This is a genomic window from Frankia sp. KB5 (assembly GCF_002099325.1).
GTDB classification, from domain to species: Bacteria; Actinomycetota; Actinomycetes; order Frankiales; family Frankiaceae; genus Frankia; species Frankia casuarinae.
In genome coordinates this window covers 1-26,286 of the sequence record NZ_MRUJ01000176.1, presented here as the reverse complement: position 1 = coordinate 26,286, position 26,286 = coordinate 1, and the positions used below count along the sequence as shown (strand labels likewise).

Genomic DNA, 26,286 nt, shown 5'->3' with positions numbered 1-26,286 from the left:
ACCCCACCACGAACCAGCACACCAAACACGCATAGAACACGTCTCACGCGACGTCAACCATAAAATTGGAGATCAAGAAAACCGCGAAAGTCGAGTTCTCGGCGAGGCCGTCTCGCAGGTATGCGCGGCTCGGGACGAAGACTTTCTGCGGATCAACTACGAAGTGCTGGGGAACCTCTGGCCGCATCTCCACRGCCATGTACACGCACGTTACAGGTGGGAGGAGGAGAGTCTCCGGGTCRGCCCCGTTTACCTATATGGCGCGGAGCGGACGAAGAAGGAACACGCGATTAGCGCGGCACACAACCAGCTTCACGCCGATCTACGAGCGGCACTATCCACCCTCACACGCGACGCGTATGGCACGTGACGAGCGTCGTTGAACTCTCCTGGCGAGGGATGCGGTTACCAGCCGGACCCGGCATGTCTCAGTCTCTTCCCCCCGACCCGAGGCATGCCAGGCTGTTCGGGTCTACACCAGCGGCGCCGCGGCGGACACGCTGAGTGTCAGGCGGCTGGTCATGTCGAGTTTCACCTCGCCGTACGGGGCGACGTGCGTCCAGAATAACGGGGTCAGGCCGCGCCGGTCGGCGTCGGTGAGCTGCTCGGCCCAGGCGTCGTCGGCGAGGACGTCCTGGAGCATGAGCGTGTTGACGTAGACCAGGGCGGCCTGCAGGACCCGTAGGCAGAGGACGGAGAGTTCCTGTTCGTCGCGGCGGTTGGTGGCGATGTCGCCGCCCTTGCCGAAGAAGATGACGCTGTTGGCGCGGTTCCAGGACTCGACGACGTTGAGGCCTTCGCCGATCTCGCGTTGCAGGTCCCGGTCGCGTAGGTAGCGGGCGACGAACAGGGTCCGCTGGGCCCGCCCGACTTCGATCATGGCCTGGTAGGTGGGGTGGATCGCGTTGGTGCGGTTGAAGCGGCGCAGGATCGCCTCGGCGGAGGCGGTGCCGGTCCGGATCGCGGTGGCGTATTTGATCATCTGGTCGTACTGTTCGGCGACGACGTCCCAGCGGATCGGCCGGGTCAGCGCCGGGCCGAGCCGCGGGTAGGCGTCCGGTTCGCCAGCAGCCGGCCGGTAGAGCCGAACCTTGTTGATCCGCTTGATGCGCGGGAGCAGGTCGAAGCCGAGCAGACGGGTGATCCCGAAGCCGATCTCGGACTGGCCGTGGGAGTCGACGTAGGTGCCCTCGACCTCCATCGCCGTGCCGTGCCGGATCGCGCCCTCGACCATCGCCGCGACCTCGGACGCCGAACAGGTGAGCAGCTGGGAGTGGATCGCCATGCTTTTACGTTCGACGTGCCAGTAGATCAGCACGCCGCGGCCGCCGTAGCGGGAGTGCCACTCGGTGAAGATGTTCTGGTCGAACGCGCCGAAGTGCGTCGAGTCGCTGGCCACCGCGGTGGAGCCGGAGCCCCAGACCTGCTGTGCCCGGGCGGCGAAGGTGGCGTTGGCGATCTCGACGGCGACCGTGCGGGCGAGCTCGGTGGTCAGATACCGGCGGCGCACGTAGCGGAGGTCGTCCTCGCTGTGGCCGTTCTGCGCGTTGCCGGCGACCGCGCGGATGCCGGTGTTGGTGCCGTAGGCGTAGATCGCGAGCATCAGCCGTTCGGCGAGCACCTCGGGGGCCAGGTCGCCACGGCCGGCCATGGTGGTCGCGGTCGCGAGGCAGCCGGTGCGCAGGACCGCCTCCTTGAGCATGTCGATCAGGGGGACGGTGCCCCACCGGGTCCGCACCTCGGCCTTGAGGCGGCGCAGGTTGCGCGGTTCGGGTGCGGCGTCGAGGTCGGTCAGCCGGATCGGGCCGTTCCTGCCCCGCTCGGCGATCTCCAGCCAGGGCAGCTTCGGCAGCGCGGTGTCGAGCGCCGCGAGTTCGGTCCGCATCTCCTCACGTAGCTGGTCGATGAAGGCGGTCGGGTCCAGCGGCTTACGCAGGGCGGCGTAGTGCGTGGCGCGCTGGGCCTCGAAGTCGGCTGGCAGGTCTTCATCGGGGTTGCGCCACTTCTCCGCGCCGACGACCCAGATCTCCTTGCAGCGCAGGCTGTCGCGCAGGGCCTGGAAGGTGCAGATCTCGTAGACGCCGCGGACGACCCGCTTCGGGCCTTTGGCCCGGTCGGTGAACACCAGCTCGTTCCAGTCGCCCAGCAGCCCCTTGTGCGTCGGGACCGTCTCGCCGGCGGGGAGGTACGTCAGCCGGGTGTCGGCGTATCGGCGGATCAGGTCGAGGGCGTCGAGGACCGGCCGGTGGGTKTCGTTGTTCGACCGGAACTCCAACACGTCGAGCAGCGCGATCAGCCCGCGCCGGTAGTGGTTCGAGTACGACGCCTTCAGCGTGGTCCGCACGGTGCGCCGGTACACCGGCCCCTTCGTCTTGAACTCGGCCACCAGCTCCCGCAGCGTCTGCTCCCCACCCGCGACCGCCGGGAACACCACCTCACGGACCGGCTCGTCCGGACTGCTGAGCGAGGCCTCAGCGATCGCGAACAGGATGTTCTCCTTGCCGGTCACCCGCTTGAACGCGTTGATCAGCTCCTCGGTGACCTTCCGGTCCGCCCGCGCGCCGATCCGGTGCACCGTCGAGATCAGCAACTCCACCAGCGTGTCAGTGATCTCCCCGTGCCGGTGGTGCAGCAGCGCCGCGAGCAATGTCAGCATCAGCGGGTCGGGATGGTCACGCAGGTGCGACGGGGACTCCACCGCGGCCCGGGTCCGCCACGCCGCGACCACCCGCGGGGCGACATCGGCGAACAGACCGTCGGGCAGGTCGACCGCGCGGACCGCACGCAGCTTACGGATCTCGGTCAGCATCGAGTCCAGGCTGACGTTGCCCGGCACCGACTTGATCAATGCCAGTGCCGAATCCTGACCGGTGTCGTCGTCCGGGACATCGACCGCGACCAGGGCGCGGATCAGCCACATCTACCAGAACTACGTACGGGCCGAGACGCACGCCGCCGCGAACGCCCCGCTGATCGCCGGGCAGGCCGACATCGCCACCGCGCAGGCGTGGGGCGGGGCCTGGTCGCCGCGGTCGACGGCACCCGGTTCGTCGTGCCGGTCCGCTCGATCCACGCCCGGCCGAACCCGAAGTACTTCGGCCGGCGTAAGGGCGCCACCTACCTCACCATGGTCAACGACYAGGGCGTGGAGGTGGCCGGAATGGTGCTGTCGGGCACGCCGCGGGACTCGCTGCATGCCATCGACCTGATGTACCGCAGGATCTTCAAGACCCTGCACGTGCTGGCCTACGTCGACGCCGAGTCCTACCGGCGAGCTATCAAACGGATGCGCAACCTGCAGGAAGGCCGCCACGGCCTGGCTAAGCACGTCTTCCACGGCCGGCGCGGGGAACTACGCGAGCCGTACCACGCCGGCATGGAAGACCAGCTCGGCGCGCTCGGCCTGGTCATCAACTGCATCACGTTATGGAACACGGTCTACCTGGACGCGGCGTTGGACAAGCTGTGCGCCGAGGGCTACCCCGTCAACGGGCCGACGGGTCAGGCACCGCCTGCGGTGACGACGGCGTCGGTGAGGAACCCGGCGGTAAGCCCAGCCAGGATCCCGACGTAGAGCAGGTCCTTGCGGCCGAGGCGCGACGCCACCCCGATGAGCTGCACGACGACGTAGAGGATCGAACCCGCCGCCAGCGACAGGAAGATCACGCTCAGCGGGTCGCTGGTGAACTGCCGGCCGATGGCAGTGCCCGCCACGGTGGGACCGCCTCCGATGAGCCCACACAGCAGCAGGAAGCCCCAGCCGGGCCGGTCGGTCTCGGCGGCGAGCGGCGCGACGATCCCGAAACCTTCGGTTGCGTTGTGTAGCGCGAAGCCGATCACGAGGAGGGTGGCCAGGGCGATCTCACCCCGGCCGGCGCTGCCGCCGATGGCCAACCCCTCACCGAAGTTGTGCAGGCCGATGCCCACGGCGATGGTCATCGCGAGCCGGCGGGCCGGGGAATGGCCTGACTCGACCGGCGGTGTGCGTGCGGTGAGCTCGTCGGCCGCCATGGCACCCGGCCCGACGCGACGCGGCCGCCCGGCCGCATCGACGGGCTGTGGCCGGTGAGAACGGCGCGCGAGCGCACGTTCGTAGCCGAGCAGGCCCAGGAGCCCGATGGAAAGGCCGCCCAGAAACAACGCTCCGTACCCGAAGACTGGCGCGAGGCCGCCCGTGTGGTCATGCACCTTGCCCAGCGCGGCGTCGAGAGGCTCCCAGGCGTGCGCGARCACGTCCCACACCAGGAAGATCAGGATACCGACCGCTGTCGCGTTGAGAAACTGGCTCACGGCCGGCATCGGCCGGCGCAGCCGGCCCAGCGGAAGACCGAGCAGGATCGTCACGCCCGCGACTAACCCGAGAATCAGTGTCCGTGTCTCGCTCACATCAGCCCCGTCGTCGTGTCCCCCACCGATGGAGCCGAAGCTTAGGTTAACCTCAGCTACGACACAAGCATGCGATCGCAAGCCGCGCTTGCCGCGGGAAGCAGCACCCGGACGTGCCCCGGCGCACGCCGATCCGGCGAGGCCGGCGACGTCATCTGGCACGAGTTCATGGGCGAAGTGGGCCGAGACCGGCCCGGCCGTACACCCTCCACGGCTATGAGCTGTTCAAGACCAAGCATCCGAGCCGTCTTCCAGCCGTAGGGGCCTGATCCAGGGCGGGCTGAGAGCTGAGGCGTGTTCGAGGTCGGATCTTCGCGGGCGACCCGACCGGCGCCCGCCACGGCTGGCCGCGCGGGCTCGAGCGGCCGGGGCTTGCGAGCTGAAGCAGTTTGCCCGAACCGCCGGCCGCGACGAGCTAGTGCTGGGTGCGGGCGGCGCGGCCGCCGGGGAACATGACGGCGAAGGTGGCGCCGCCGTACTGGTTGTACTGTTCGACGAGCGAGACGTCGCCTCCGCCGCTGCGCGCCACCCGTTTCGCGAGCGAGAGTCCGAGGCCGGAGCCCCCGTTCCCGCTCCAGCCGGGTTCGAACAACGTCTCCACCCACTGGTCGGGCACCCCGGGGCCGCTGTCGGCCACGAGTAGGGTCACGTTTCGGCCGTCGGCCCGCGCACTGACCCAGGCGCGGTCCGAGACCTGGAGTGCGTTGTTCAGGATCGGGGCGAGCGCGCGGATGGCGAGTACCTCGGGAACGTTGATCGAAAGCGCCGGGGACAGGTCGACGTTCACGTGGCCGCGGGGCAAAGGCAGGCCTTTGAGCTTGACCGCCAGGTCGTCCAGCTGCGTGCGGTCGCTGTGAAGCGCCTGGCGGTGGCGGCGGGCAAGGTCCAGCAGCGCACTGATCGTGTTGGACATCGACGCGCTGGAGTTCTTGATGAGTGCGACGTCCTCGCGCGCCTGGTCGTCCAGATCGGTGCGCAGCGCGAGCAGGTCGGCGGCTCCGTGGATGGTGGTCAACGGCGTCCGAAGCTCGTGGGCGAGCTCCGAGGTGAGACGCTGCTCGGCCCTGATGACGGAGGCGACCTTGTCCAGCAGYCCGTCCAGGGTGCTGCCGAGAGCCCGGATCTCGTTGGTCGGGGCTCCGAGTGCGAACCGGCGCTCGAGGTCGTGCTCGCTCCACTCGGCGGCCGTGCGTGCCATCTGCTCCACCGGGCTCAGCACCCGCCTGCTGATCCACGCCGCCGAGCCGGCGGCCATGAGGACGAGCAGCGCCCCGGCGATGATGGAGACCACCATCGCTGCCTGCTCGTTCCGCTCGTAGGGAGCCAGGGGCTCGGCGAGGATCACCACCCCCTGCAGCTTCGATGAGGTCGTGAAGGGCAGGGCCATGATGGCGAAGGGTTCGCCGCCTTCGACGATGCGCTGCCTGTCCGTTGTGGAAAGTTCCTTGTACTCCTCCTGCATGGAGGGCGGAATGGTTCCGGCGACCCGTGACCCCGAGGTGTCGTAGACCGCGACGCCCGGGTTGAGCTGGGATCGGGGCACGTGGAGGGCCCCGTCGGGTGACGCCGCACTGATGCTGGCCACCAGGGCCTTGACGTGATCGTTCAGCACCCTGTCCGTGGTGCTGCGCGCGGCGCCGGCGAGGGAGATCTGGACAACGATCACCAGACCGGCGGCGACGGCGCTGGCGAGGAGGGCCGTGATCGTGACGAGCTGTGCCCGCAGACTCAGTCGGTCCCGCCACCGCAGGCGCCAGGTCACGACCCGGGAAGCCCAGTTCGCCACCGTTCGCCTAGCCATCCTTCCGCGTCATCGTGAATCCGACGGCTCGAATCGTCTCGATTCCCGTCGGCGAGTCGATCGACTCGAGTTTGCTCCGCAGACGGCGGATGAAGGAGTCGACGGTGTTGTCGCTGACGATCGCTCCGTCGGGCCAGGCAGCGGCGATGACACTTCTTCTGCGCACCACCTCGTGCGGCCGAGCGGTGATCGCCGCCAGCATCCGGAACTCGGTGGGGGTGAGGCGTACCTGTCCCGCCGCGGTGCGGGCCGAGTGCGTGACCGGGTCGAGGACAAGCCCGCCCGCGCTGATGGCGCTGGCAGGTCCACGGCGCGCCAGAACCTCGAGGCGTGCCAGAAGCACCCGCAGGTCGAACGGCTTGGTGACATAGTCGTCCGCGCCGGCGGCGAAACCGGCAAGATGGTCGTGCGTCGCACCGAGCGCGGTCAGGAAGAGGACGGGAGCGCGCTGCCCGACTGACTTGAGCGCCTGGACGACATCGCGGCCGTCAGCGTCCGGCAGGCCGATGTCCATGATGATCACGCCGACGTTGTTGTCCGGGCTGAACTGGCGGAGCGCCTCGCGGCCATCGTGGGCGACGACCACCTCGTAGCCAGCCTGACGCAGCCCTCGGACAAGGATGGTCCGGATGGACTCCTGGTCCTCGCAGACCCCGATCGTGATCATCGCTTCCTCCGTCAGTACTGCGACCCTTCATGTCCGGTCCGCATGATGACGAGCAGAACCTGCACGCAACCTTGACGGCCAGTCGGCGCTTCGCGGCGCAGACTCGGCGGCGGGCGCCGAGCCGAGGTGTTCTCCGCGTCGCGGCGACGCCTGCTCGTGACCCAGACGCTCGGGCCGACACTCGTACAGGTTGATTGCAGGATCTCTTCGCGATGCTGCCACACATGACCACCGAACTGACCGTCAGCCGACCCTCCTCCCGGGAGGGCGAGATGCTGAACAAGGTCCCCGAGATCACGATCTGGTTCTGGGTAATCAAGATCCTCTGTACCACCGTCGGCGAGAGCTTCGCCGACTGGATCAACATGACGCTCGGCGTCGGCCTCACCAGGACGGCGCTCCTGTTCACCGCTGTCCTGGCCGCGGTGCTCTATGTGCAGATGCGGCTGCGCCGATACGTGCCGTTGGCCTACTGGCTCACCGTCGTGGTCGTGAGTATCACCGGCACGCTCTACACCGACATCCTCACGGACAGCCAGGGCGTTCCGCTGAAGGTGAGCACCACGATCTTCGCTCTCCTCCTGGCGGTCGTCTTCGGCGTCTGGTACGCGCGTGAGCGCACCCTGTCGATCCACAGCATCACCTCGACGCCCCGCGAGGCGTTCTACTGGCTCGCGGTCCTGGTGACCTTCGCGCTCGGTACCGCCGCCGGCGACTGGACCCTCGAACTCAGCGGCTGGGGCCCGGGCAAGGCGGTCCTGCTCCCGGCCGCCCTCATCGCGATCGTCGTCGTCGCCTGGCGGTTCGGCGGGCAGCCGGTGCTCGCCTTCTGGTTGGCCTATATCCTCACCCGGCCGCTGGGCGCCAACATCGGCGACTGGTTCGCAACCCCGAAATCCGAGCAGGGACTGGGCCTGGGCACCGCTCTCACCAGTGTGATCTTCCTCGTCGCCATCGGGGCCACCGTCCTCTACCTCACCTGGTCGAAGGCGGACGTCATCCCCGAGTCGGAGGCGCCGGACACCGGCGTCCACGGCGCGGGCCCCGGCCGAGAGCGACTCGCCCTCAGCCTCTACGCCGTGGCCRCACTCGCGGCCGGGCTTCTGCTCCACCACACCGCGCAGACCCCGCACACCTCTCCGATCGCGGCGGAGGAGGGCGGATCGGCCTCCAACACCATCCAGCTCACCCCCGCCCAGGCAGTCGCTCACTTCCCAGCGGCCGATATCGCCAGCCTCAAGGCGATCGTCGACGACACGCTCACCAAGGTGAACACGGGCGACCAGAGCGGTGCCAAGGCCCGGATCAAGGGTCTCGAGACGACCTGGGACGATGATGAGTCCACGCTCAAGCCCATGGACAGCAACGCCTGGACGTTCCTCGACGGTCGGATCGACGACGCCCTCAGCGCAGTGCGGGCATCCCACCCTGACCCCGCCAGCGAGAAGCAGGCGTTGACCGCGCTGTCCACGTCTTTGGGCGGCTGACGAGTCACCGGACGGTGGATGGTCATCAAGCCGGCTGCCGCGCCTCTGTGGGAGAGGCACGGCAGCCGCCTCGGCGAGTGCGCGGCGTAGGCGGGTCCTGTCGGCCTCAAGGACCCAGCTGGTTGGCACTGTTGCGTCGGCGAAGCTCGCCATCTCGGCGACCGATCAGTCATGCTCGAGTGATGCGTCGACGTCGTGTCCGTCYACCGGTTCCGACGTCAGAATTCGCCGGGTTCCGGTTCCCGCCGAAGGTGATTGTCCAGGGCGGCGCCTGTGGGCGTGTTCCCGGGGGGTGGGGCAACGGGGCCCGGTAGGGACGGGATTGCCTAGCTAGGGGGACCGCGCCGAGTGCGAACCAGCCGATCAGCGGCCAGCGCAGCTCCCGGTGATTGAACCAGGCCCGGCTGCCGTTGCTGGACAACTGGGTCAGCGTCAGCACGGGCACCGCGAAGCGCAGCCCGAACAGTGCGGTAAACACCGGCAGGAGCAACACGCCGCCGCCGACGCGGCCAACAGCGTCAGCCCGGGCGTTGAGCTTCGGTTTCTTGCCGCGGAGCCGGCCCTTGGCCTTGTCGATCTTCATGCCTTCCCGGGTCCGCATCCGCAGACCCGCGGCGCCGGCGGTGAGCCGCTGCTGCCGCTGGGCATCTTCCGGGACCGCAACTTCGCGCTCTCGAACGTCGCCGTCGCCGCGGCTGGCGCGGCCGTCCCGGCGGTGCTGGTGCCGCTGTACTTCTATCTGGAATCGGTGCGCGCGATGTCCGGCGCGGACGCCGGGCTCGTGGTCGCGCCGATGGCGATCCTCGCGATGGTGTGCGTGCCGATCATTGGGATCTTCGGGGACCTGATCCATCCGCGGGTGATCCCCTCGGCGGGTTTCGCGCTGTTCGCGGTCACGCTGATGATTTTCGCGATGTTCATGACGCCGGACTCGCCGGTCGCCGTGTTTCTGGTGGGCGCCGGGCTGGTCGGGACAGCCAACGCCGCCATCTGGCCAACGCTCGCCGCGGCCGCGCCGCCCACAACCTGCCGCCGCACCAGGCAGGCGCCGGGGCCGGGGCGTACAACGCGGTCCGGCAGCAGGCGCCGGGGCCGGGGCGTACAACGCGGTCCGGCAGTTCGACGCGGTGAGCAACCTCGCGTATCTCACCGCGGCGTTCGCGCTATGGCGCCTCCTGCGGCGCCATAGCGGCGTGCCGGCCAGCGTCGCGTTCATGCCGCCGCTCGCGGTGCTGATCGGGGTCGGCAGCTTCGCGTTCCACACGCTGGCGACCAGGTGGGCCCAGGTTCTGGACATCGCGCCCATCGGCCTGTTCGTGTTCATCTATGTCGGAAGTTTCCTGCGTTGGTTCTACCGGCTGCCTTGGACGTGGTGCCTGGCCGGCGTGGCCGGGTTCGCCTGTGTGACCGCCGCGTTCATCGCCCTCCTCGGCAGCCAGATCCCCAACCGTTCCGCACCGTACGTGCCGGTGTTGCTGCTCATGATCGGGCTGACCGTGGCACTGTACGGGTCACACCATGAGGACCGGTCCAGGTACTGGCGGGACTTCGCGACGGCCGCCGGGGTGTTCGCGGCAGGCCTGCTCGCCCGCACGATCGACGAGGAGGCCTGCGGGTCCTTCCCGATCGGCACGCACTTCATCTGGCACCTGCTCACCGAGCTGCTGATCTTCGTGGTCGGCCGCGCCCTCGCGCGCCGCTGGCACTCACTCGCCGAGGCTGGTGATACTCGGCTCCCGGCCACGCCCGCGGGCAGGTCCCGGTCGACTGACTATCGCGCATGATTCCTCTGAGCCAGGACGGCACCGGCCTCACCGCGCAGTCGATCCGCCCGCCGGCGAAGCTCGTCCGCCCGGGTGTCGAGAGCACGTCGCGCGGCGAGCAGTTCCCTTTCCGGCACGGCGTCGTCCCCCAGCAGGCCCCRCTCCCCCGATCGGGACCCGTTCGAGCCCACCTGCCCGGCGACCGGCCGCATCCGATCGTCGAACCGGTGCCGTTCGTCCACGAGGCTCGCCAGCTCCGCGCCGATGCGGTCGAGGTCCCGGCGCAGCCGGCGACGCGCGCGTCGCAACGCCGGCCCCGGGACGCCGGCCCGCCGGCTGCGGCGCAGGTCGGCGCGCAGCCGTTCCAGGTCATGGTGCACCTGTTCCTCCAGCCGGGACAGCCGCCCCTGGGCCTGCCTCGCCACCAGCCGCGACATCTGCCCGGTGATCAGCGGAGACGTCGCCAGCGTACGGACACCCGTGACCATCACGGCCAGGCCGAGCACCTCACCGACCAACGCGAGGGGCGCCAGCCGCAGGTCGCCGCCCAGMAGGGCCACCCCGATCACCACCCCGGCCAGCGGCTCGCTGCTCACCGCGGCGGGCAGCGACGCCGGCAGCGGGGCCATCTCGTAGGYGCTCTGCAGCAGCAACGCACCGACGATCGCCGTGGCCACGACCGACCAGGGCTGCCAGGACACCAGGACCGCATCGATCCCGCGGGTGGTCAGCAGGTGACCGATGCTGCTGGTCAGGGCGGCCTGCGTCGCGGACAGCAGGCCCACGGCCGTGGCCAGCATCGGGGCCCGCCGGGCGGCGGCGAGCCGCCGCGTCCCCCACACCGCACCGCACACCAGCCCGCCGACCACCGCGCCGGCGAGGACCCAGCCGAACGTCGAGACGGCCCCCGGATCGCCCGGATGCGGATCTCCGGCGATCAGGAAGAGCACGAGGCCACTGGCCGTCGCCGCGGCCGCCGCCCAGTCGCGGCGCGGCACCGCCCGCTGCGCCAGCAGGGCGGCGAGCGGCAGGGCGAACAGTAGCTGGCAGATCTGCAGGGATTCGACGAGGGCCACCGCGCCCCGGCTCAGCGCCGCCGCGGCCAGCACACTGCCGATCACCGCGACGGCGACCCCGACATCCCACCACGGTCGCCGCACCAACCACAGCAGCAGCCGCAGCCGCAGGACGTCATCGGGCGGCGCCCGGAAGGCAACCCGCTGCTGGATCACCGCGGCCACCGCGAAACACACCGCGGAACCAAGGCCGAGCAGATAGGTCGCCACYCCCCCTCGATCCCGCGATGTACCTTCCCGGGGAAGGTCAGGGCCTCACACGCCCGGCCCGGTGCGGTCCGGCCGTTCAGATCCCGCTCATCATGCCTGCCAGATCCAAGATCAGGGAAATGACCCCGGCCGGGCCCCCACCTTCGTCCGCCGCCGGGTACCACGCCCGGGCTCGGGAATCCGCGCGGGCGGGGAGGTCACCCACGGTCGACGGCATGGGCCTGCTTGTGGAGCTGGTAAATCCAGGGCGGGATCGTCGCCCAGAACACAATGATGTTACCGATGATCACCCCTTTGGCTCCGCCGAGGAGAAGGCCCGTGACCGGGCCGGCGAGCAGGAAGGGCGTGAAGAAAAGATTGATCCAGAAGGTGAGTCTGGTCCGGCCGAAGGCGTAGAGCACGGCGGCCGGTCCCACCGCCAGCGCCGGCCCGGCCTGCGCGATCATCGCGAGGAGAAGGAGTTCATGGGTCTGGCTCCAGGTATCGCCCAGCAGGGCCGTCCCGAAATCGTCGGGGAGGATCAGGAAGATGAGGGTCCACAGCACGCTGGAGGCGACTACCAGCGCGGACACGACGTAGGCGGCGCGGATGATCCGACGGGCCGGGGCACCCCTGCGGCGGGCGAACTCGGGGATCGCGAAGCTCATCAACGCGACGGCCAGGTTCGTCGTGGGGGCGAGCAGGGTCTGCAGACCGCGCAGAGCACCGACGAGCGCCGGCGAGCCGACCGCGGCGATGATCAGAGTCGACGTCTGCTGCGCCCCCTGGACCGTCACGAACTCGGCGGTCATGAAGCCGGTCGTCTCGCGGTGACCAGTGAACCAGGCGAGCGCCCGCCGCGGGGCGGGCCAGACCCGATGCTGCCCGATGCCGACCAGCACGGCCAGCGCCGCGGCGGCACCCCAGACGAGGACCATCACCGGCGCGCCGCCGGCCGCATCCGGCCCGCCGATGGCCAGCAGGACGATGCCCACGCCCATCCCGGCAGCCCAGACGAGATCGTTGACGACGGCGCGGAGGGGACGTCCCTGGGCGAACGACGTGTAGCGCCAGGCATCCTGCACCAGCAGGGCCGGCATGACCACACCCATCGCGATCAGGTTCGTCCCGACCACGCCCTTGAGGACGCCACCGACCGCCATCAGGCCGGCGCCCACGACGGCACCGAGTACCAGGGCCAGGCCGGACGCGGCGCGAGCGGCGGTGCGGAACGCGGCTGGGGCGGCGGCAGCATAGCTGATCCCCAGGGGCGCCGTGGCAGCGGCGCGCGACAGGCCGACGAYGATCGCGAAGATCGTGTAGGCAATCGCGAACGCACCGAACTCGGTCGGGTCGACCCGGCGGGCGATGATGAAGTTGATCGCCGCGTTGGTGCCACTGGACACGACCTGGTCGACGATCGTCCACAGCGCGTTGATCCGGCCGCGGGACCGGGACGGGTACGGATCGGCCGCCGGTAGATCCGCCGCTGGAGCCGCCGCGATATGCTCACGCGTGGCACCGATGGTCAGACCGTCGGTGACGGCGGGGCCGTCAGGATACGCCCACCGCGATCCGCTCACGCCGACAACTCTACCGTGACGTAAGAGTCATCTCGGCGCATGCCGCACCCGGACAGGCACAACACAGGGCACGGGGCCCGCACAGTAAAGGCACAGGATCCGCGTAGCGCACAGGATTCACACAGTAAGGGCACAGGATCCGCGAAGCCGCCGGACCGATCGTCTACCCATGACGTACTTCCCGGTCCCGAGACGGCCTTCGAGATGACCATCGTTTCCCCCCTCGTGAACGCACCCGACGCGGACGTGCCCGTGCGGCATCCCGCGGGCCACCCATCCGGTCCGCCCCCGCCTTCCCGGCCCCGCGGCCGGATCGGCCGCCTGGTACGCGGCCCGGCCGGCGACCCCGCGTGGATCCGGCCGTCGCTGCTGGCCCTGCTGGCGGCGACTGCGGTCCTCTACCTGTGGGACCTCAGCGCGTCCGGCTACGGCAACGGCTTCTACGCCGCCGCCACCCAGGCGGCCACGCACAGCTGGAAGGCGCTGCTGTTCGGCTCGCTGGACTCCGGCAACGCCATCACGGTCGATAAACCGCCGGCCTCGCTGTGGGTCTCCGGTCTGTTCGCCCGGGCCTTCGGGTTCTCGAGCTGGACCGTGCTGGCACCGCAGGCGCTGGAGGGCGTCGCCGCGGTGGGGCTGCTGTATGCCACGGTGCGCCGGACCTCCGGTGCCGCCGCTGGCCTGCTCGCCGGCGCCGCCTTCGCGCTGACCCCGGTCGCGGTGCTGATGTTCCGGTTCAACAACCCGGACGCGCTGCTGGTGCTGCTGCTCKTCGCCGCCGCCTACTGCACGGTCCGGGCCACCGAACGGGCGAGCCTGCGGTGGCTGCTGCTGGCCGGCACCTGCGTGGGCTTCGGCTTCCTCACCAAGATGGCGCAGGCGTTCCTGGTCGTCCCGGCCCTCAGCCTGGTGTACCTGACGGCCGCGCCGACCGGTCTGCGCCGACGGCTCGCGCACCTCGCCGGCGCCGTGGCCGCGATCGTCGTCTCGGCCGGCTGGTACCTCGCCCTGGTCGAGCTGTGGCCGGCCTCGTCACGCCCCTACATCGGCGGCTCCACCAACAACAGCCTGCTGGAGCTCGCGATCGGCTACAACGGCCTCGGCCGCATCTTCGGTGGCTCCGCCGGTGGTGGCGCCAGCGGTGGCGGGGGTGGGGGTATGACTAYCGGTTTCGGTGGCGCCACCGGCATCACCCGGCTGTTCGGGGCGAGCATGGGGGCGGAGATCTCCTGGCTGCTGCCCGCCGCGCTGATCGTTCTCGTGGCCGGCCTGTGGTTCACCCGGCGGACGCCGCGCACCGACCCGACCCGGGCTGCGCTCGTGCTCTGGGGCGGTTGGCTGCTGGTCAGCGGGTTGGTGTTCAGCTTCATGAGCGGCATCACCCACCCCTACTACACGGTCGCCCTCGCCCCCGCCGTCGCCGCGCTCGTCGCGTCCGGTGGAACCGTGTGCTGGCGTGGACGGGCGCGGATCTCGCACCGCGCCACCCTGGCCGCGATGATCGCGGTGACCGGGCTGTGGGGCTTCGTCCTGCTGGACCGGGTGGCCTCCTGGCTGCCCGTGCTGCGCTGGATCATCCTCCCGGCGAGCGTGCTGGTGGCCGTCGCGCTGGTGGCCGGTGCCGCCCGGCTCACCAGGATCACCGCCGTGCTCGCGGCAGCGACCGTGATCAGCGCCTCGGCAGGCACCTCGGCCTATGCGCTTGCCACCGCGGCGAACCCGCACAGCGGCTCCATCCCGATCTCCGGTCCCGCGGTGGCCGCCACGGCCGGCGGCGCCGGGGGTGGGCCGGGCGGGGCCGCGGCGGGCGGCGGCCTGCCCTCCGGCGCTCCGGGTGGAACCCCACCGAGCTCGTCCAGCGRCTCGTCCAGCGGTTCCTCCGCTTCCTCCAGCGACTCGCCGGTGGCAAGGGGCACGGGGAGCACGGCTCTGGTCGCGCTGCTCAGGACGAGCACCACGACCTGGGCTGCCGCCACCACCAGCGGTGCGACCACCGCCGCCGAGCTGGAGCTCAGCAGCGGTAAGGCGGTCATCGCGATCGGCGGATGGGACGGCAGCGACCCGGCACCGACGCTGGCGCAGTTCGAGCAGTGGGTCAGCGAAGGCAAGATCCACTACTTCGTTGCCGGCGGGACCGGGATGGGCGGGGGGCGGAACTCCACCTCTGGCAACGAGATCGCCGCCTGGGTGGCGGCGCATTTCACCGCCACCACGGTCGGCGGGCAGACGGTCTACGACCTCACCACGTCCGGCATGAGCTGATCACACGATGTGCCGAGGACGGCACAAGTCGAGGAGGGCACAAGTCGAGGAGGGCACAAGTCGAGGAGGGCACAAGTCGAGGAGGGCACAAGTCGAGGAGGGCACAAGGGGCAGGGCAGCATCAGGGGCAGGGCGGTTCCGCCGGGGCCGTCGCGGCTCGCCGCCCCGCACGGGTCGCCGCGGGCCGTCGGCACCTCACAGGCCGTCGGCGAGCTCGCGGATCTGCTCGATGAGACGCACCCGCTCCAGGTGCGTCGGCKCCACCGGATTGACGGCGAGCGTCGTGACCCCGGACTCCGCGAACACGGCGAGCCGTTCGGCCACCCAGCCGCGCGGCCCGATCAGGGAGAGCCTCTCCAGCAGGCCGGCCGGCACCGCGGCGGCGGCTTCCTCCTTACGACCCGCGAGGTAGAGGTCCTGGACGAGCTTCGCCTCCGCGGCGTAGCCGTAGCGGTGAGCCAGGTCGTTGTAGAAGTTGCGGCCCCGCGCGCCCATGCCCCCCATGTACAGCGCGAGCTGCGGCCGGTCGGTGTCGCGCAGCGCGGTGACGTCGTCGCCGACGGCCAGGGACGCCCCGGCCCAGACGTCCAGGGTGCCGAGCGCCGGGTCCCGCTTGGCCGTACCGGCCCGCACCGCCTCGCCCCACACCTCGTCCGCGCTGTCCGGCAGGTAGAAGGCGGGCATCCAACCCTCGGCGAGCTCGGCGGCGAGCTCGACGTTCTTCGGACCGAGCGCGGCCAGCACGATCGGGATCCGGTCCCGCACCGGTCGATTAATGATCTTCAAGGGCTTGCCGAGGCCGGTCCCCCGCCCCGCGGTGAGCGGGATGTCGTAGTGATGGCCGTGGTACTCGAGGACCTCCCGGCGCCAGACCTTCCGGCAGATCTCGATGGTCTCGCGGGTCCGGCCCAGCGGGGCATCGTAGGGGACGCCGTGGAAACCCTCGATGACCTGCGGCCCCGACGCGCCGATCCCGAGGGTGAACCGCCCGCGCGAGACGAAGTCGAGGCCCGCGGCGGTCATCGCGATGAGGCTCGGGGTGCGCGTGTAGAGCTGCATGATCCCCGAGGCGATCTCGACGCGTGAGGTCCGGGCGGCGAGGAACCCCAGCTGGCTGACCGCGTCGAAGCTGTAGGCCTCGGCGACCTGGACGACCTGGAGCCCGGCCTTCTCGTAGTCGGCGAGCCCCGAGACGGTCTCCTCGAAACCTCCGCTGTACCCCAGCGACATCGCGATACGCACGTACGCCACTCCTCCGGCCGGCTCCCGCCACGGCCCCTTCGACCCTGGCGTCTCACCCCCGAGTTTGACTCCGGCCGCGACTCAGGCACCACCGACCGGGGCTGGGAGCGTTGTTTTGTTCTTTTATGATCTTGCTTTTTATGATCTTGGGTGTGGATGCTCGTCAACACCGTTGATTATCTTGCTGTCCTCGGGCGTCCGTCCGCGGCACCGCCGGGATCACCGGATTCGGCGATCACCGGATTCGGCGTGGATGCGGCCGCGGGTGGCTCGCAACGGGCGGCCACTCCCGCCCCACCGGTTCTGGATGATTTCCGCGGCGATGGAGACGGCCGTCTCCTCGGGCGTGCGCGCACCCAGATCCAGTCCGATGGGTGAGCGCAGCCGGGCCAGGTCGGACTCGCTCACCCCGTCCTCGCGCAGCCTGCGCAGCCGGTCGGCGTGGGTGCGCCGCGACCCCATCGCCCCGACGTATCCGGCCGGGGAGCGCAGCGCCGCGCGCAGCACCGGGAGGTCGAATCTGGGGTCGTGGGTGAGGACGCAGATCACCGTGCGCGCGTCGACCTCGGTGCGGGCGAGGAACGCCGCCGGTCGCTCGCATACCACCTCGTGGGCGTCGGGGAAACGGCGAGGAGTGGCGAAGACCGGCCGCGCGTCGCACACCGTCACCCGGTAACCGAGGAAACGCCCGATGCGGACCACCGCGGCGGCGTAGTCGATCGCCCCGAAGACCAGCATCCGCGGCGGCGGCGCGAACGAACAGACGAACACCGGTACCGCGTCGAGTCGCCCCTGCCCGTGGAGACCCCCCTGCCCGTGGAGACCGTAGTGACGCAGGCCGCTGAGCCCGGCCGCGAGCATGCCACGGGCGTCGTCGACCGCGGTCACCTCGCACCCGGTCACCTCGCACCCGGACGAACCGAACGAACCGGCGGTCCGCTCCGGCCACACCGCGACCTGGCTGCCCAGCCGCTCGCCACCGACCACGGTCAGCAGCGCCACCGGCTCGTCGGCGGCGATCGCCGCAAGGACCGCGTCGAGCGGCAATGGCCCCGGGTCCGACTGACCCGGCGGGGGCGACAGATCTGACACGTCCGGCAGGTGCGGCAGGTGCGGCGTAACAACCAGATCGATGACGCCGCCGCAGGTAAGTCCGACGGCGGCCACGTCGTCATCGCGGATCCCATAGGTCTCGAAGGCCGGCGTCCCCGTGCGGACCACCTCGGCGGCCGCCTCGTACACGGCGCCCTCCACGCAGCCGCCGGACACACTGCCGACGACCTCGCCATCGGCAGCCACAGCCATCGCCGCGCCCGGCTGGCGCGGCGCGCTGCCCCGGACATCGACGACCGTGGCCACCGCGAACGCGGTGCCCGCCGCCCGCCACCGGCGCAGGGTGCCGGCGATCTCGCGCACCACCCCCACCTCCCCCGCCGACCGGGCGAACCCGCGGGCACGCGCGCCCCCGAGCCCTGGCGTCACCCGTCACGATAGAAGCCGGCAAGGGCCGCACAGGGACCTGACAGTCGCGATCATCACCGGTGCGGGCGGCACGTTCCGCTCCAGCATGGCGGACGCCGCAACGCCGTGTCCCGATCCACCCGGCCCTGCTGGCTGCATCCCGCAACCCAAGCCGTCCCGCCACGCGTGTCCGCCTAATTACGACATCCACCGTAATTCGAAGAGCCGAACTGTTCCGCGTCCAGACCTGTCGTACGATGAATCCGCAACGAATTCTCCTTCTACGAGAAGGACCAGGAAACCGAGACCATGACCACTATTGCTACCGAGGAACGTATCTCCTGGCAGCGCGCGACCATCGAGGAGCACATCCGCCAGGAGAACGCCAAGGATTGGGAGAAGGTCTACGACACCTTCCTGCGCGACGAGCGTGCCTTCTACGACGTCGTCCCGATGAACGCCCGCTACGAAGGCATCCGCGGTGTGCAGGACTTCTACGAAATGCTCGCCCTTGCCCTACCGGACTTCATCATCACTGTTACCGGAGAATACGACCTCCCCGGTTACTCCTGGCGAGAGGTGACCCTGGTAGGGACACATCAGGGCGAGTTCGCCGGCATTGCCCCTCGGGGTCGTCCGGTTCGTTTCGAAGGCGTTGTGCTCTACATCTTCAGCGGCCAGGAACCGGGCAAAATCATTGCCGAGCGCGCGTACTGGGACAACGACTCGATCTTCCGTCAGATGAAGGGAGAGACCGACGCTCCGCGCGGCGGCGTGGGCCTGACCGACCGCGAACCCATCCGAGCGGCCATCGCCTGACCCAAAATCCGCGGGCAGGGCACGCCCTCGTCGCGAGCGCCGCCACACCTCTCCCTGAACCCGGCCCCTCAAACGCGACCCCTCCCTAAAACCGGCAGCATCCCCGCCAGGATGCCGCCAACCAGGCAAAACGGCGGCGTTCAGGGCACCGGGGGCGGCTCAGGGGGCCGGATGCAGCTCCGTGCGCAGCTCGTGGCTGCCGTCCGACCGGGAGGCCTCGTAGTACAGCCGCCGGCCGCCGTCCGGGAGCTCGACCACGCTGACGTAGCGCAGGGCGCCGTCCCCGTCCGGACAGACCGCGACCGGCGCGGTGCCGACCGCGTGGAACCGGTCGACGGTCACCCCGACGGCGAGACCGGTGCGTTCCGCCCAGTTCTCCGCCGCGGTGGCCCGACCGTCGTACAGGGCGACCGGCTGGGAGCCGCCCGTGAGCACGGAACTGATCCGCACGCCGCGGGCGTCCCAGCAGCCGGGGCGGGGCGCCAGCGCCGTTCCAGTCCAGGTCCAGGTCACGCCGTCCGGGCTCGTGGCGTGGCGGCTGTCCATCCGGTCCGTCGCCAGCGGGTCGTCGAGCAGATGGCAGGAGGCCCACAGATGCCACTGCCCGTCGTAATGGACCACGACCGGGTCCTTGACGGCGAGGCTGGCCGGATCGCCGGGCAGGACGGTACGGCGGCGGGCCGGGTCGAACGCCGCGGGGTCGTCGGCCTCCAGCAGGTCCACCCACCAGTGCGGGCTGCCCGCAGCCGCGCAGCTCACATAGAGCCGCCATGATCCCTGCGGGGTCACCACCAGAGCGGGCCGCTCCAGGCTCTCGGCTCCGAACGGGTCCCGGGGCACGACGGCGATCTCGGTGAAGTTCTCCCCGTCGGTGGAGCGGGCGATGACGACGCCGAAGCCCCGGCCGATCCCAACGGGACGGCGCAGCCGATAGGCCAGGTAAAATACGCCGCCCACCGCGATGGCGCACGGCGCGCCGGCCCAGTACCCCGGGCCGTCACCGGGCGGCGCGACCACGGTCACGGCGGGCCTCAGCCCGGGGAGCGGTACGGCCGTCGCCGCCAAGTGCTGTTTGCTCACTACCACGCGGCAACCCTACCGGCCGGGTAAGGATGACGAACGTTCCGTTCACGCCGTCCTGCCCTGACCGCTACTATCTTGAGGTCCCCGGTCGGATTACTGGAGTATGCGAGGTACGTACCCCGGGGCCGCCCACCGACCCCAGTCGCTTACCGACCCCAGTCGCTTACCGACCCCAGTCGTCCAGGAGCGCCCGTCATATGGCCCTTCCCGACTTCCTCGTGATCGGCGTGCCGAAAGCCGGAACGACGGCGCTGCACGCGGCACTCGTCCGACACCCGGCGCTGTTCCTCCCGTCGGTGAAGGAGCCGAAGTTCTTCCTGTCGCAGGGGCCGCCGCCGGCCCGGGGCGGCCCCGGTGACGCCCAGACGTACCAGGAGCACGTGTGGCGGCGGGCCGACTACGAAGCGCTGTTCGATGCCGCTCCGGCGGGGACGCTCAAGGGCGAGGTCACTCCGTTCTACCTCTACGACCTGRACGCCCAGAACCGGATCAGGCGGCTCCTGCCGAAGGCGCGGATCATCGTCATGCTGCGCAACCCGGTCGACCGCGCACATTCGAACTGGACCCATCTGTGGGCGGCGGGGCTGGAGTCGGAACGTGACTTCGTCCGGGCCTGTGCTCTGGAGCGTGAGCGCCGGGACGCCGGCTGGGCCCAGTTCTGGCACTACGTCTCCCTCGGCCTGTACGGGGAGCAGCTCAGCCATCTGTTCACCCTGTTCTCCCGCGACCAGGTCCTGCTGCTGCGCTACCGGGACCTGCGCGACTCCCCCGCCGCCACGCTGGACCGGGTCTGCGAGTTCCTCGGCGTCGAGACGGGTCTGGTGGACCTGRTGCCCGCCGAGAACGTCACGCCGTTCGTCGCGGACACCCCCGTGAACAGCGTGCTGCGCGCGGCGCTACGCACCGGCGGGCGGATCGGGCACCACTTCCCGGTTCCCGCGCGCAGGACCTTCCGCGGTCCGCTGCTCACCGCGTTGCAGCGGCAGAAGGGCGGACGCCCGAAGCTCACCGCCGAGCAGCACCGCGCCGTGCTGCCGTACTTCGTCGACGACATCGCCCGCCTCGAAGAGATCACCGGCCTGTCCTACGTCGACTGGCTCACCGTGGGCCTCGAACCCGAGATCATCGACTGACGAGATCATCGACTGACAGGGCCGGCGACCGGCGGGGCCGGCCGAGGTCAGCCGAGTGATCGTGGGTCGGCGGGCACGTCAACGGCGTGGGCGCGCAGCGCCTCCAGCGGGATGACCTCCAGGGCGCGTTCGTGCGTCGAGGCCAGCACGACAGGCGCGGCGGCCCCCGCCTCATAGGCCTGCAGCCACCGTACCGCGACCACGCACCAGCGGTCACCCGGGCGCAGGCCGGGGAAGGAGTACTCGGGTCGGGGCGTCGACAGGTCGTTGCCGACCTGCCGCTGGTGCCGTAGGAACTCGGTGGTGACCACCGCGCACACGGTATGGCTACCGAGATCCTCCGGACCGGTGCTGCAGCACCCGTCGCGGTAGAAGCCGGTCACCGGATCGGTGCCGCAGGGCTCCAGTTCCCCACCGAGAACGTTCCGTTCATCTGCCACATCGACAGTTTCTCCCACTCGTCCGGTGGCGACACGGCAACCACCCGGATCGGGCCCGCGAGGTCGCTCACCGCAGCTGTGCGGGCAGCGCGTCGGCKTGCACGACGGTGAGGGCGCTCACGGCGCGGGTGAGGACGACATAGAGCCGGCGCAACCCCTGCAACAGCCACGCCTCACCCGCCACGATCGCGGCGGGTTCCACCACGATGACATGGTCGAACTCCAGTCCCTTGGCGAGCGAGGCGGGCACGAGGCAGGCCCGCCCGGGTGGGGTGTCCCCGTCGAGCGGGACGATCGGCATCGGCAGCCGCGCGGCGTCCAGCGCCGCCGCGAGTGCCGCCACCTCCCGGTCGGCGACGATGATCGCCAGCGAGCCGGGGTGCGGCAGGGTCCGGCGGGTGTGGTCGACCACCGCGGCGGTGAGCCCCTGCGGGGTGGTTGGGGCCGTCGTCAGCGCGCCGCGCGTGGTCCGCGCCGAGGTCGCCGGACGCAGATCCGGGGCGATGTGGCGCAGGAGCCGGTTCGCGAAGTCGAGGATCTCCGCGGGCACCCGGTAACCGCGGGTCAGCACCTCCAGGTGCGCCGTGGGTTTGCCGAGATGGGCCAGCAACGTCGGCCACGAGGTCGCGGCCCAGCTGGTGGTGCCCTGGGCGATGTCCCCGAGGACGGTGGCGGAGCCGTCCGCGCAGCGGCGGCCGAGCGCGCGGCACTGCATCGCGGAGAGGTCCTGCGCCTCGTCGATGATCACGTGCCCGAAGCCCGGTCCGCTCTCGATGAGGTCCCGGGCCTCATCGACGCAGAACGCGTCGGCGAGCGACCAGCGCGCCGTCCGGACCCCGCCCCGCGGTGCGCCGGTCAGCAGCAGGCGCTGTTCGTCGTCGGTGAGCACCCCGTCGGCCGCCGACGCCAGGAACGCCGGGTCGGTGAGCAGGCGGTGCACCAGGCCCGGCGCGTCGGCCCGCGGCCAGACCGCCTCGACGGCCTCGCGGACGGCCCGGCCGCGGGCGAGGGTGCGCAGCGCCCCGTCGGTGAAGAAGTGTCCGCTCGCCTCGGCCCGGCGACGGACAGACTCGGCGATCCGGCCGGCCAGGCGTGCCCGGGCGGTACCGTAGCGCAACGCGCCCGCGCCCAGCTGCGCGATCAGGTCGGCGGCCAGGTCCACGAACTCGTCGGCGCCGACCGTCCACCGGCCGACCCGGGTGTCCACGGAGACCGGCCGGGTGGGCGGGCGGATCGCCCCGTGCAACGCCCGACGGATCACCGTCGCCATCCGGGCGTCGCCCTTGAGCGCGGCCACGTCGTCGGGGTCCGTGCCGCGCACGGCGACCGCGCCCACCACGTCGTCGAGGGTGCTGTGCCGCACCGTGAACTCCCCGAGGGAGGGCAGCACCGCGGCGATGTAGCCGAGGAAGGCGCGGTTGGGGCCGACGACGAGTACCCCGCAGCGCCGCAGCTGCTCACGGTGGGCGTAGAGCAGATAGGCGGCCCGGTGCAGCCCCACGGCGGTCTTTCCCGTCCCCGGGGCGCCCTGGACGCACACGCTCACGGCGAGATCCGCCCGGACGATCTCGTCCTGCTCGGGTTGGATCGTCGCAATGATGTCGCGCATCGGCCCGGTGCGGGGCCGTTCGATCTCCCGGTCCAGCAGGTCGCCGGCCGGCCCGGTCGCCTCCCCCGCCGGCTCTCCCGCCGCCGCCGGCTCTCCCGCCGCCGTCCCCGCCCCCGAGCGGCGGGGGATGAGCGGTTCGTCCTCGAACGCGGTGAGCTCCGCCCCGTCGTAGCCGAACCTGCGTCGGACCGTGAGCCCCATCGGGTCGCCCGGATGCGCCCGGTAGAACGGCCGGGCGACCTCGGTGCGCCAGTCGACGACCAGCGGATCGTCCCCGGCAGCCTCGCGCACGTGCCGCCGCCCGAGGTAGAAGCGCTGGCCGGGGACCCGGGGCGCGTCGGGCCCGTAGTCGACCCGGCCGAAGAACAGCGGCGTCGAATGCTCCTGCTCGGTGAAGCTGGCGAGCCGCCGTTGCTTCGCCAGCTTCAGGTAGGCGTTCGTCACCTTGTCCACGACCGCGTCGCCCGCGGCAATCTCCGTTCCCTCGACCTCGGCCCGCATCCCCGCCAGCGCCCGCCGGCTGCGCCGGAGGTGCTCGCGTTCCGCGGCCAGCTCCGCGTCCGGTCCGGCCACATCGACAGCCACATCGACGGCCAGGTCGACCGGATCCGCATCCGGTTCGGCGTTCATGCCGTCAATCATCACCGAGCACCCCTTTCTTAACTCGGTAAGGAATACTATTCGGACGAAGGCGGCACTCCCCGCCGCAACCCGCGATCATGAAGGAACAGTCAGGACATGGCAGGCACTCAGGCGTAGTCGGGGAGGGCACGCCGCAGGGCGCGGAACGCCTGATGCGCGGCGGCAAGCGCGTCCGGGAACACCTGCGCGGCGGACCGTCCCTCCCCCAGCCGGGCCCAGTTCTCCCGGGCCAGCACCCGCCGGACGGCGATGATCTGCGCGGCAGCCAGCCGGGCCGCGAGCTCGCCGGCCGCCGGCACCGCCGCGGCCAGCGCGGCGGCGAGGGCATCCTCATCCTGCCCGGTGTGCTGGGCCAGCCTGCCGAGCAGACTCGGGGTGGAGAAGACCATGCCGTGGTAGGCGAGCACCTCGCGGTCGTCGTTCAGACCGGTGACCGGCTCCCGGCGCTCGAGCCCGGCGGCGAGATGTTCCTCGATGGCGGCCAGCGGCGAACTGCCCGCCGGGCGCTGCGCCACCACCCGGGCGAACTCCCCACGATGGTCGAGGATCCGGTGCAGGACCAGGTCCTCCTTGCTCGTGAAGTAGGTGAACAGCGTCGGCTTCGACACCCCGGCCGCCGCTGCGACCTCCGCCACCGACACCGCACCGAAGCCGCGGTCGAGGAACAGCGCGATGGCCGCCGCGGACAGCGCGTCGTGGGTGCGCCGCTTCTTGCGCTCACGCCGGCCGGCGGGCTCGCACATTCGATCAATCTAGCAAGGGCTGATCCGCCCCGCCGGGACGGACGGCACCGGCCGCCGGGCCCGGGAACAACGGGAACAACGGGACGCTACGCGACGTGGACGAAGGGGCGCCGCCGCGGGTCGCTCTCGGCCTCCCGCAGCACCTCGCGGGTGACGACGGCGGTCCGCAGGCGGGGCAGACTCGCCGGATGGAGGTTCTCAGTAGCCGCATCCTGCTCCGGCCCACGGATCCGCAGCGCAGTCATCACTTCTACCGCGAGACCCTCGGGCTGGCGGTCTACCGCGAGTTCGGGCCGCCGGAGGAACCCGGGCTGGTGTTCTTCCTCGGCCAGGGCCTGTTGGAGGTGTCCGGGCACTCGCAGCGGCCGGCACGGCCGGTGGGCACGGGCCGGGAACCAGTGGGCACGGGCCGGGAACCAGTGAGGACGGCGCGGCTCTGGCTGCAGGTGCGTGACCTGGCAGCCGAACACGCCCGGTTGAACGCGGCGGGTGTCGTCATCACCCGGGAGCCGCGGCGTGAGCCGTGGGGACTCGACGAGATGTGGATCGAGGATCCGGACGGCGTCCCGATCGTGGTCGTGGAGATCCCGCCCGATCATCCCCTGCGCCGGGACCGGAGATCCCTCGCCGACGGCTGACGCGCGGGCCCGTCGGGACGGCGGGGCTCACCCGGACGACCCGGTGCACCCTCGCCGGCGGCGGACCGGGAGGCCAGGCTCGCCGACGGCGGACCGGGAGGCCAGGCGGTCGCAGGCAGGGTGACGGTGACGACCGCGCCGCCGTCCGGACAGTTGGCCGCCTCGACGGTGCCGCCGTGTGCACTGATGATCGCGGCGACGATCGCGAGACCCAGCCCGGCACCGCCGTGGTCCCGGGTGCGGGCGGTGTCCGCGCGACGGAACCGTTCGAACACGTACGGCAGGAACTCGGGAGGGAACCCGGGGCCGCGGTCGCGGATCTGCACGATGACGACCTCGCCCGGCCCGTCCACACCCACCCACGGCCCGACGACCCGCCGCGGTGTGCGGCATCCCCGCAGCTCGACGACGCTGCCCGCGGGTGCGTGACGCGCGGCGTTGGCAAGCAGGTTGTCGACCGCCCGCCGGAGCATGTCCCCGTCGCCGAGGACCTCCAGCGGCCGCTGCGCGTCGGCGACGCCAAGCCGGAGTCGTAGCCCGCGCGCCTGGAGAAAGCCCGTCGCTGCCCGGGCGGAGCGGGTGAGTACCTCGTCGAGCGCGACCCGCCCCTGTCCGACGAGACCACCGTCCATCCGGGCGAGCGTGAGCAACGACTCGGCCAGCCGGATGAGCCGGTCGGTCTCGTCCGAGACGTTGACGATCGCCTCGATCAGCTCCTCGCGCGTGCGACCGGGACGGGCGGCGAGCTCCAGCTCGGCCTTGAGCACGGTCAGGGGCGTCCGCAGCTCGTGGCCGGCGTCGGCGACGAAGGCACGGTCCCGGGCACGGGCCGCGTTCAGCCGGCGGAGCAGGTCGTTCATCGTTCTGGCCAGAGCGGCGATCTCGTCATGGGTCGCGGGCACCGCCAGCTCGCCGTTCCTGCCGGCGGTGACCGGGTCGCCGCCACCGGCGGCGACCGGACCGGCGGCGACCACCTCCGCGGCCGCCATGGCGGCCGCCTGCCGGCGCATCCGCTCCACCGGCCGCAGCGCCGCCCCCGAGAGCAGCCAGGCGGCGAGGCCGGCCAGCGCGATCGTCGGAGCCGTCGCCACCACCATCACGTTGCGGACCCGGTCCTCGGCCCTGTCGGTGAGGTGCGTCGGCGTGCCGACGACCGCGATCATGGTGGCCCGGCCCGTGTGCACCGCCACGGCCAGGACGCGGACATCTCCGGTCGGCCTGATCCCGGTGCCGGCCCGCACTTCCCGGGTGACCAGGGTCGG

At 71.0% G+C, this 26,286-nt stretch carries 21 protein-coding genes and 1 pseudogene; 9 read left to right on the top strand and 13 right to left on the bottom strand.

The features are described from left to right. Positions 1 to 472 precede the first annotated feature (472 nt). Positions 473 to 2,920 carry a Tn3 family transposase gene (locus KBI5_RS17105; protein ID WP_085015811.1) on the bottom strand — a complete coding sequence of 816 codons (2,448 nt, stop codon included), beginning with the start codon at positions 2,918 to 2,920 and terminating at the stop codon, positions 473 to 475. 87 nt (positions 2,921 to 3,007) lie between these two features. Between KBI5_RS17105 and KBI5_RS17100 the strand changes: the two genes are divergently transcribed. After that, complete coding sequence (locus tag KBI5_RS17100; RefSeq protein ID WP_116289945.1) at positions 3,008 to 3,574, top strand: Tn3 family transposase; 567 nt, start codon at positions 3,008 to 3,010, stop codon at positions 3,572 to 3,574. On the opposite strand, the gene KBI5_RS17095 is transcribed toward KBI5_RS17100, so the two are convergent. The 3 genes from KBI5_RS17095 to KBI5_RS17085 form a co-directional block, all read right to left on the bottom strand. After that, a complete protein-coding gene (locus KBI5_RS17095; RefSeq protein WP_085015810.1) occupies positions 3,502 to 4,386 on the bottom strand; it encodes a ZIP family metal transporter in 885 nt (294 codons plus the stop codon). The genes KBI5_RS17100 and KBI5_RS17095 overlap by 73 nt on opposite strands. Before the next feature lie 415 nt (positions 4,387 to 4,801). Further along, a complete protein-coding gene (locus KBI5_RS17090; RefSeq protein WP_011436781.1) occupies positions 4,802 to 6,187 on the bottom strand; it encodes a HAMP domain-containing sensor histidine kinase in 1,386 nt (461 codons plus the stop codon). Next, positions 6,180 to 6,854 (bottom strand): response regulator transcription factor, encoded by a 675-nt coding sequence (locus KBI5_RS17085; RefSeq protein ID WP_011436782.1) that lies wholly within the window; start codon positions 6,852 to 6,854, stop codon positions 6,180 to 6,182. The genes KBI5_RS17090 and KBI5_RS17085 overlap by 8 nt, the downstream gene beginning before the upstream one ends. 212 nt (positions 6,855 to 7,066) lie before the next feature. Between KBI5_RS17085 and KBI5_RS17080 the strand changes: the two genes are divergently transcribed. The 4 genes and pseudogenes from KBI5_RS17080 (at position 7,067) to KBI5_RS17065 (ending at position 10,125) form a co-directional block, all read left to right on the top strand. After that, on the top strand, positions 7,067 to 8,341 hold the full coding sequence (locus KBI5_RS17080; protein ID WP_085015816.1) for a hypothetical protein: 1,275 nt from the start codon (positions 7,067 to 7,069) through the stop codon (positions 8,339 to 8,341). 182 nt (positions 8,342 to 8,523) lie between these two features. After that, positions 8,524 to 8,601 (top strand): annotated as a pseudogene (locus KBI5_RS28000) (IS6 family transposase); the annotation flags it as partial. A gap of 125 nt (positions 8,602 to 8,726) precedes the next feature. Beyond that, the gene (locus KBI5_RS27995; protein ID WP_116289944.1) at positions 8,727 to 9,530 is read left to right on the top strand and encodes an MFS transporter; all 804 of its coding nucleotides are present in this window, start codon (positions 8,727 to 8,729) and stop codon (positions 9,528 to 9,530) included. Then, on the top strand, positions 9,469 to 10,125 hold the full coding sequence (locus tag KBI5_RS17065) for a ceramidase domain-containing protein (RefSeq protein ID WP_023840293.1): 657 nt from the start codon (positions 9,469 to 9,471) through the stop codon (positions 10,123 to 10,125). Before KBI5_RS27995 ends, KBI5_RS17065 begins: the two co-directional genes overlap by 62 nt. Here the strand turns inward: KBI5_RS17065 and KBI5_RS17060 are convergent. Together KBI5_RS17060 and KBI5_RS17055 are read right to left on the bottom strand one after the other, a co-directional pair. After that, the gene (locus tag KBI5_RS17060) at positions 10,113 to 11,390 is read right to left on the bottom strand and encodes a DMT family transporter (RefSeq protein ID WP_198537764.1); all 1,278 of its coding nucleotides are present in this window, start codon (positions 11,388 to 11,390) and stop codon (positions 10,113 to 10,115) included. The genes KBI5_RS17065 and KBI5_RS17060 overlap by 13 nt on opposite strands. A 197-nt stretch (positions 11,391 to 11,587) precedes the next feature. Further along, on the bottom strand, positions 11,588 to 12,952 hold the full coding sequence (locus KBI5_RS17055; RefSeq protein ID WP_085015808.1) for a hypothetical protein: 1,365 nt from the start codon (positions 12,950 to 12,952) through the stop codon (positions 11,588 to 11,590). A gap of 204 nt (positions 12,953 to 13,156) precedes the next feature. On the opposite strand from KBI5_RS17055, the gene KBI5_RS17050 reads away from it, so the two are divergent. Beyond that, the gene (locus tag KBI5_RS17050; protein ID WP_085015807.1) at positions 13,157 to 15,214 is read left to right on the top strand and encodes a glycosyltransferase family 39 protein; all 2,058 of its coding nucleotides are present in this window, start codon (positions 13,157 to 13,159) and stop codon (positions 15,212 to 15,214) included. Between the two features lie 195 nt (positions 15,215 to 15,409). Here the strand turns inward: KBI5_RS17050 and KBI5_RS17045 are convergent, their stop codons facing one another. Together KBI5_RS17045 and KBI5_RS17040 are read right to left on the bottom strand one after the other, a co-directional pair. Beyond that, positions 15,410 to 16,456 carry an LLM class F420-dependent oxidoreductase gene (locus KBI5_RS17045; RefSeq protein ID WP_085015814.1) on the bottom strand — a complete coding sequence of 349 codons (1,047 nt, stop codon included), beginning with the start codon at positions 16,454 to 16,456 and terminating at the stop codon, positions 15,410 to 15,412. Between the two features lie 219 nt (positions 16,457 to 16,675). Continuing rightward, complete coding sequence (locus KBI5_RS17040; protein ID WP_085015813.1) at positions 16,676 to 17,872, bottom strand: XdhC/CoxI family protein; 1,197 nt, start codon at positions 17,870 to 17,872, stop codon at positions 16,676 to 16,678. 354 nt (positions 17,873 to 18,226) lie between these two features. On the opposite strand from KBI5_RS17040, the gene KBI5_RS17035 reads away from it, so the two are divergent. Then, entirely contained in the window at positions 18,227 to 18,736 is a 510-nt protein-coding gene (locus tag KBI5_RS17035; protein ID WP_023840289.1) for an ester cyclase, read from the top strand. Positions 18,737 to 18,895: 159 nt separating this feature from the next. On the opposite strand, the gene KBI5_RS17030 is transcribed toward KBI5_RS17035, so the two are convergent. Next, positions 18,896 to 19,822, bottom strand: coding sequence for a hypothetical protein (locus KBI5_RS17030; protein ID WP_085015806.1), 927 nt, complete (start codon positions 19,820 to 19,822; stop codon positions 18,896 to 18,898). 194 nt (positions 19,823 to 20,016) lie between these two features. On the opposite strand from KBI5_RS17030, the gene KBI5_RS17025 reads away from it, so the two are divergent. Beyond that, positions 20,017 to 20,952 (top strand): sulfotransferase, encoded by a 936-nt coding sequence (locus tag KBI5_RS17025; RefSeq protein WP_085015805.1) that lies wholly within the window; start codon positions 20,017 to 20,019, stop codon positions 20,950 to 20,952. Between the two features lie 47 nt (positions 20,953 to 20,999). Here KBI5_RS17025 and KBI5_RS17020 read toward each other — a convergent pair whose 3' ends face one another. From KBI5_RS17020 to KBI5_RS17010, 3 genes are all read right to left on the bottom strand, one after another. Beyond that, positions 21,000 to 21,392: a DUF2237 domain-containing protein gene (locus KBI5_RS17020; protein ID WP_011436808.1), complete on the bottom strand. Its 393-nt coding sequence runs from the start codon at positions 21,390 to 21,392 to the stop codon at positions 21,000 to 21,002. Between the two features lie 67 nt (positions 21,393 to 21,459). Further along, on the bottom strand, positions 21,460 to 23,631 hold the full coding sequence (locus tag KBI5_RS17015) for an ATP-binding protein (protein WP_241882981.1): 2,172 nt from the start codon (positions 23,629 to 23,631) through the stop codon (positions 21,460 to 21,462). A gap of 119 nt (positions 23,632 to 23,750) precedes the next feature. Continuing rightward, the gene (locus KBI5_RS17010; RefSeq protein ID WP_011436810.1) at positions 23,751 to 24,386 is read right to left on the bottom strand and encodes a TetR family transcriptional regulator; all 636 of its coding nucleotides are present in this window, start codon (positions 24,384 to 24,386) and stop codon (positions 23,751 to 23,753) included. A gap of 188 nt (positions 24,387 to 24,574) precedes the next feature. On the opposite strand from KBI5_RS17010, the gene KBI5_RS17005 reads away from it, so the two are divergent. Then, positions 24,575 to 25,024, top strand: a complete 450-nt coding sequence (locus tag KBI5_RS17005) for a VOC family protein (RefSeq protein ID WP_043591155.1) — start codon at positions 24,575 to 24,577, stop codon at positions 25,022 to 25,024. On the opposite strand, the gene KBI5_RS17000 is transcribed toward KBI5_RS17005, so the two are convergent. Continuing rightward, positions 24,982 to 26,286 (bottom strand): HAMP domain-containing sensor histidine kinase (locus KBI5_RS17000; protein WP_133057064.1); only part of this gene is annotated, 1,305 nt, incomplete at its 5' end. The genes KBI5_RS17005 and KBI5_RS17000 overlap by 43 nt on opposite strands.

What these genes read in the sequence shown, in the direction of transcription:
- KBI5_RS17005 (WP_043591155.1), top strand. Translation starts at nt 24,575, where the DNA reads ATGGAGGTTCTCAGTAGCCGCATCCTGCTCCGGCCCACGGATCCGCAG.
- KBI5_RS17010 (WP_011436810.1), bottom strand. Translation starts at nt 24,386, where the DNA reads ATGTGCGAGCCCGCCGGCCGGCGTGAGCGCAAGAAGCGGCGCACCCAC.
- KBI5_RS17035 (WP_023840289.1), top strand. Translation starts at nt 18,227, where the DNA reads ATGACCACTATTGCTACCGAGGAACGTATCTCCTGGCAGCGCGCGACC.
- KBI5_RS17085 (WP_011436782.1), bottom strand. Translation starts at nt 6,854, where the DNA reads ATGATCACGATCGGGGTCTGCGAGGACCAGGAGTCCATCCGGACCATC.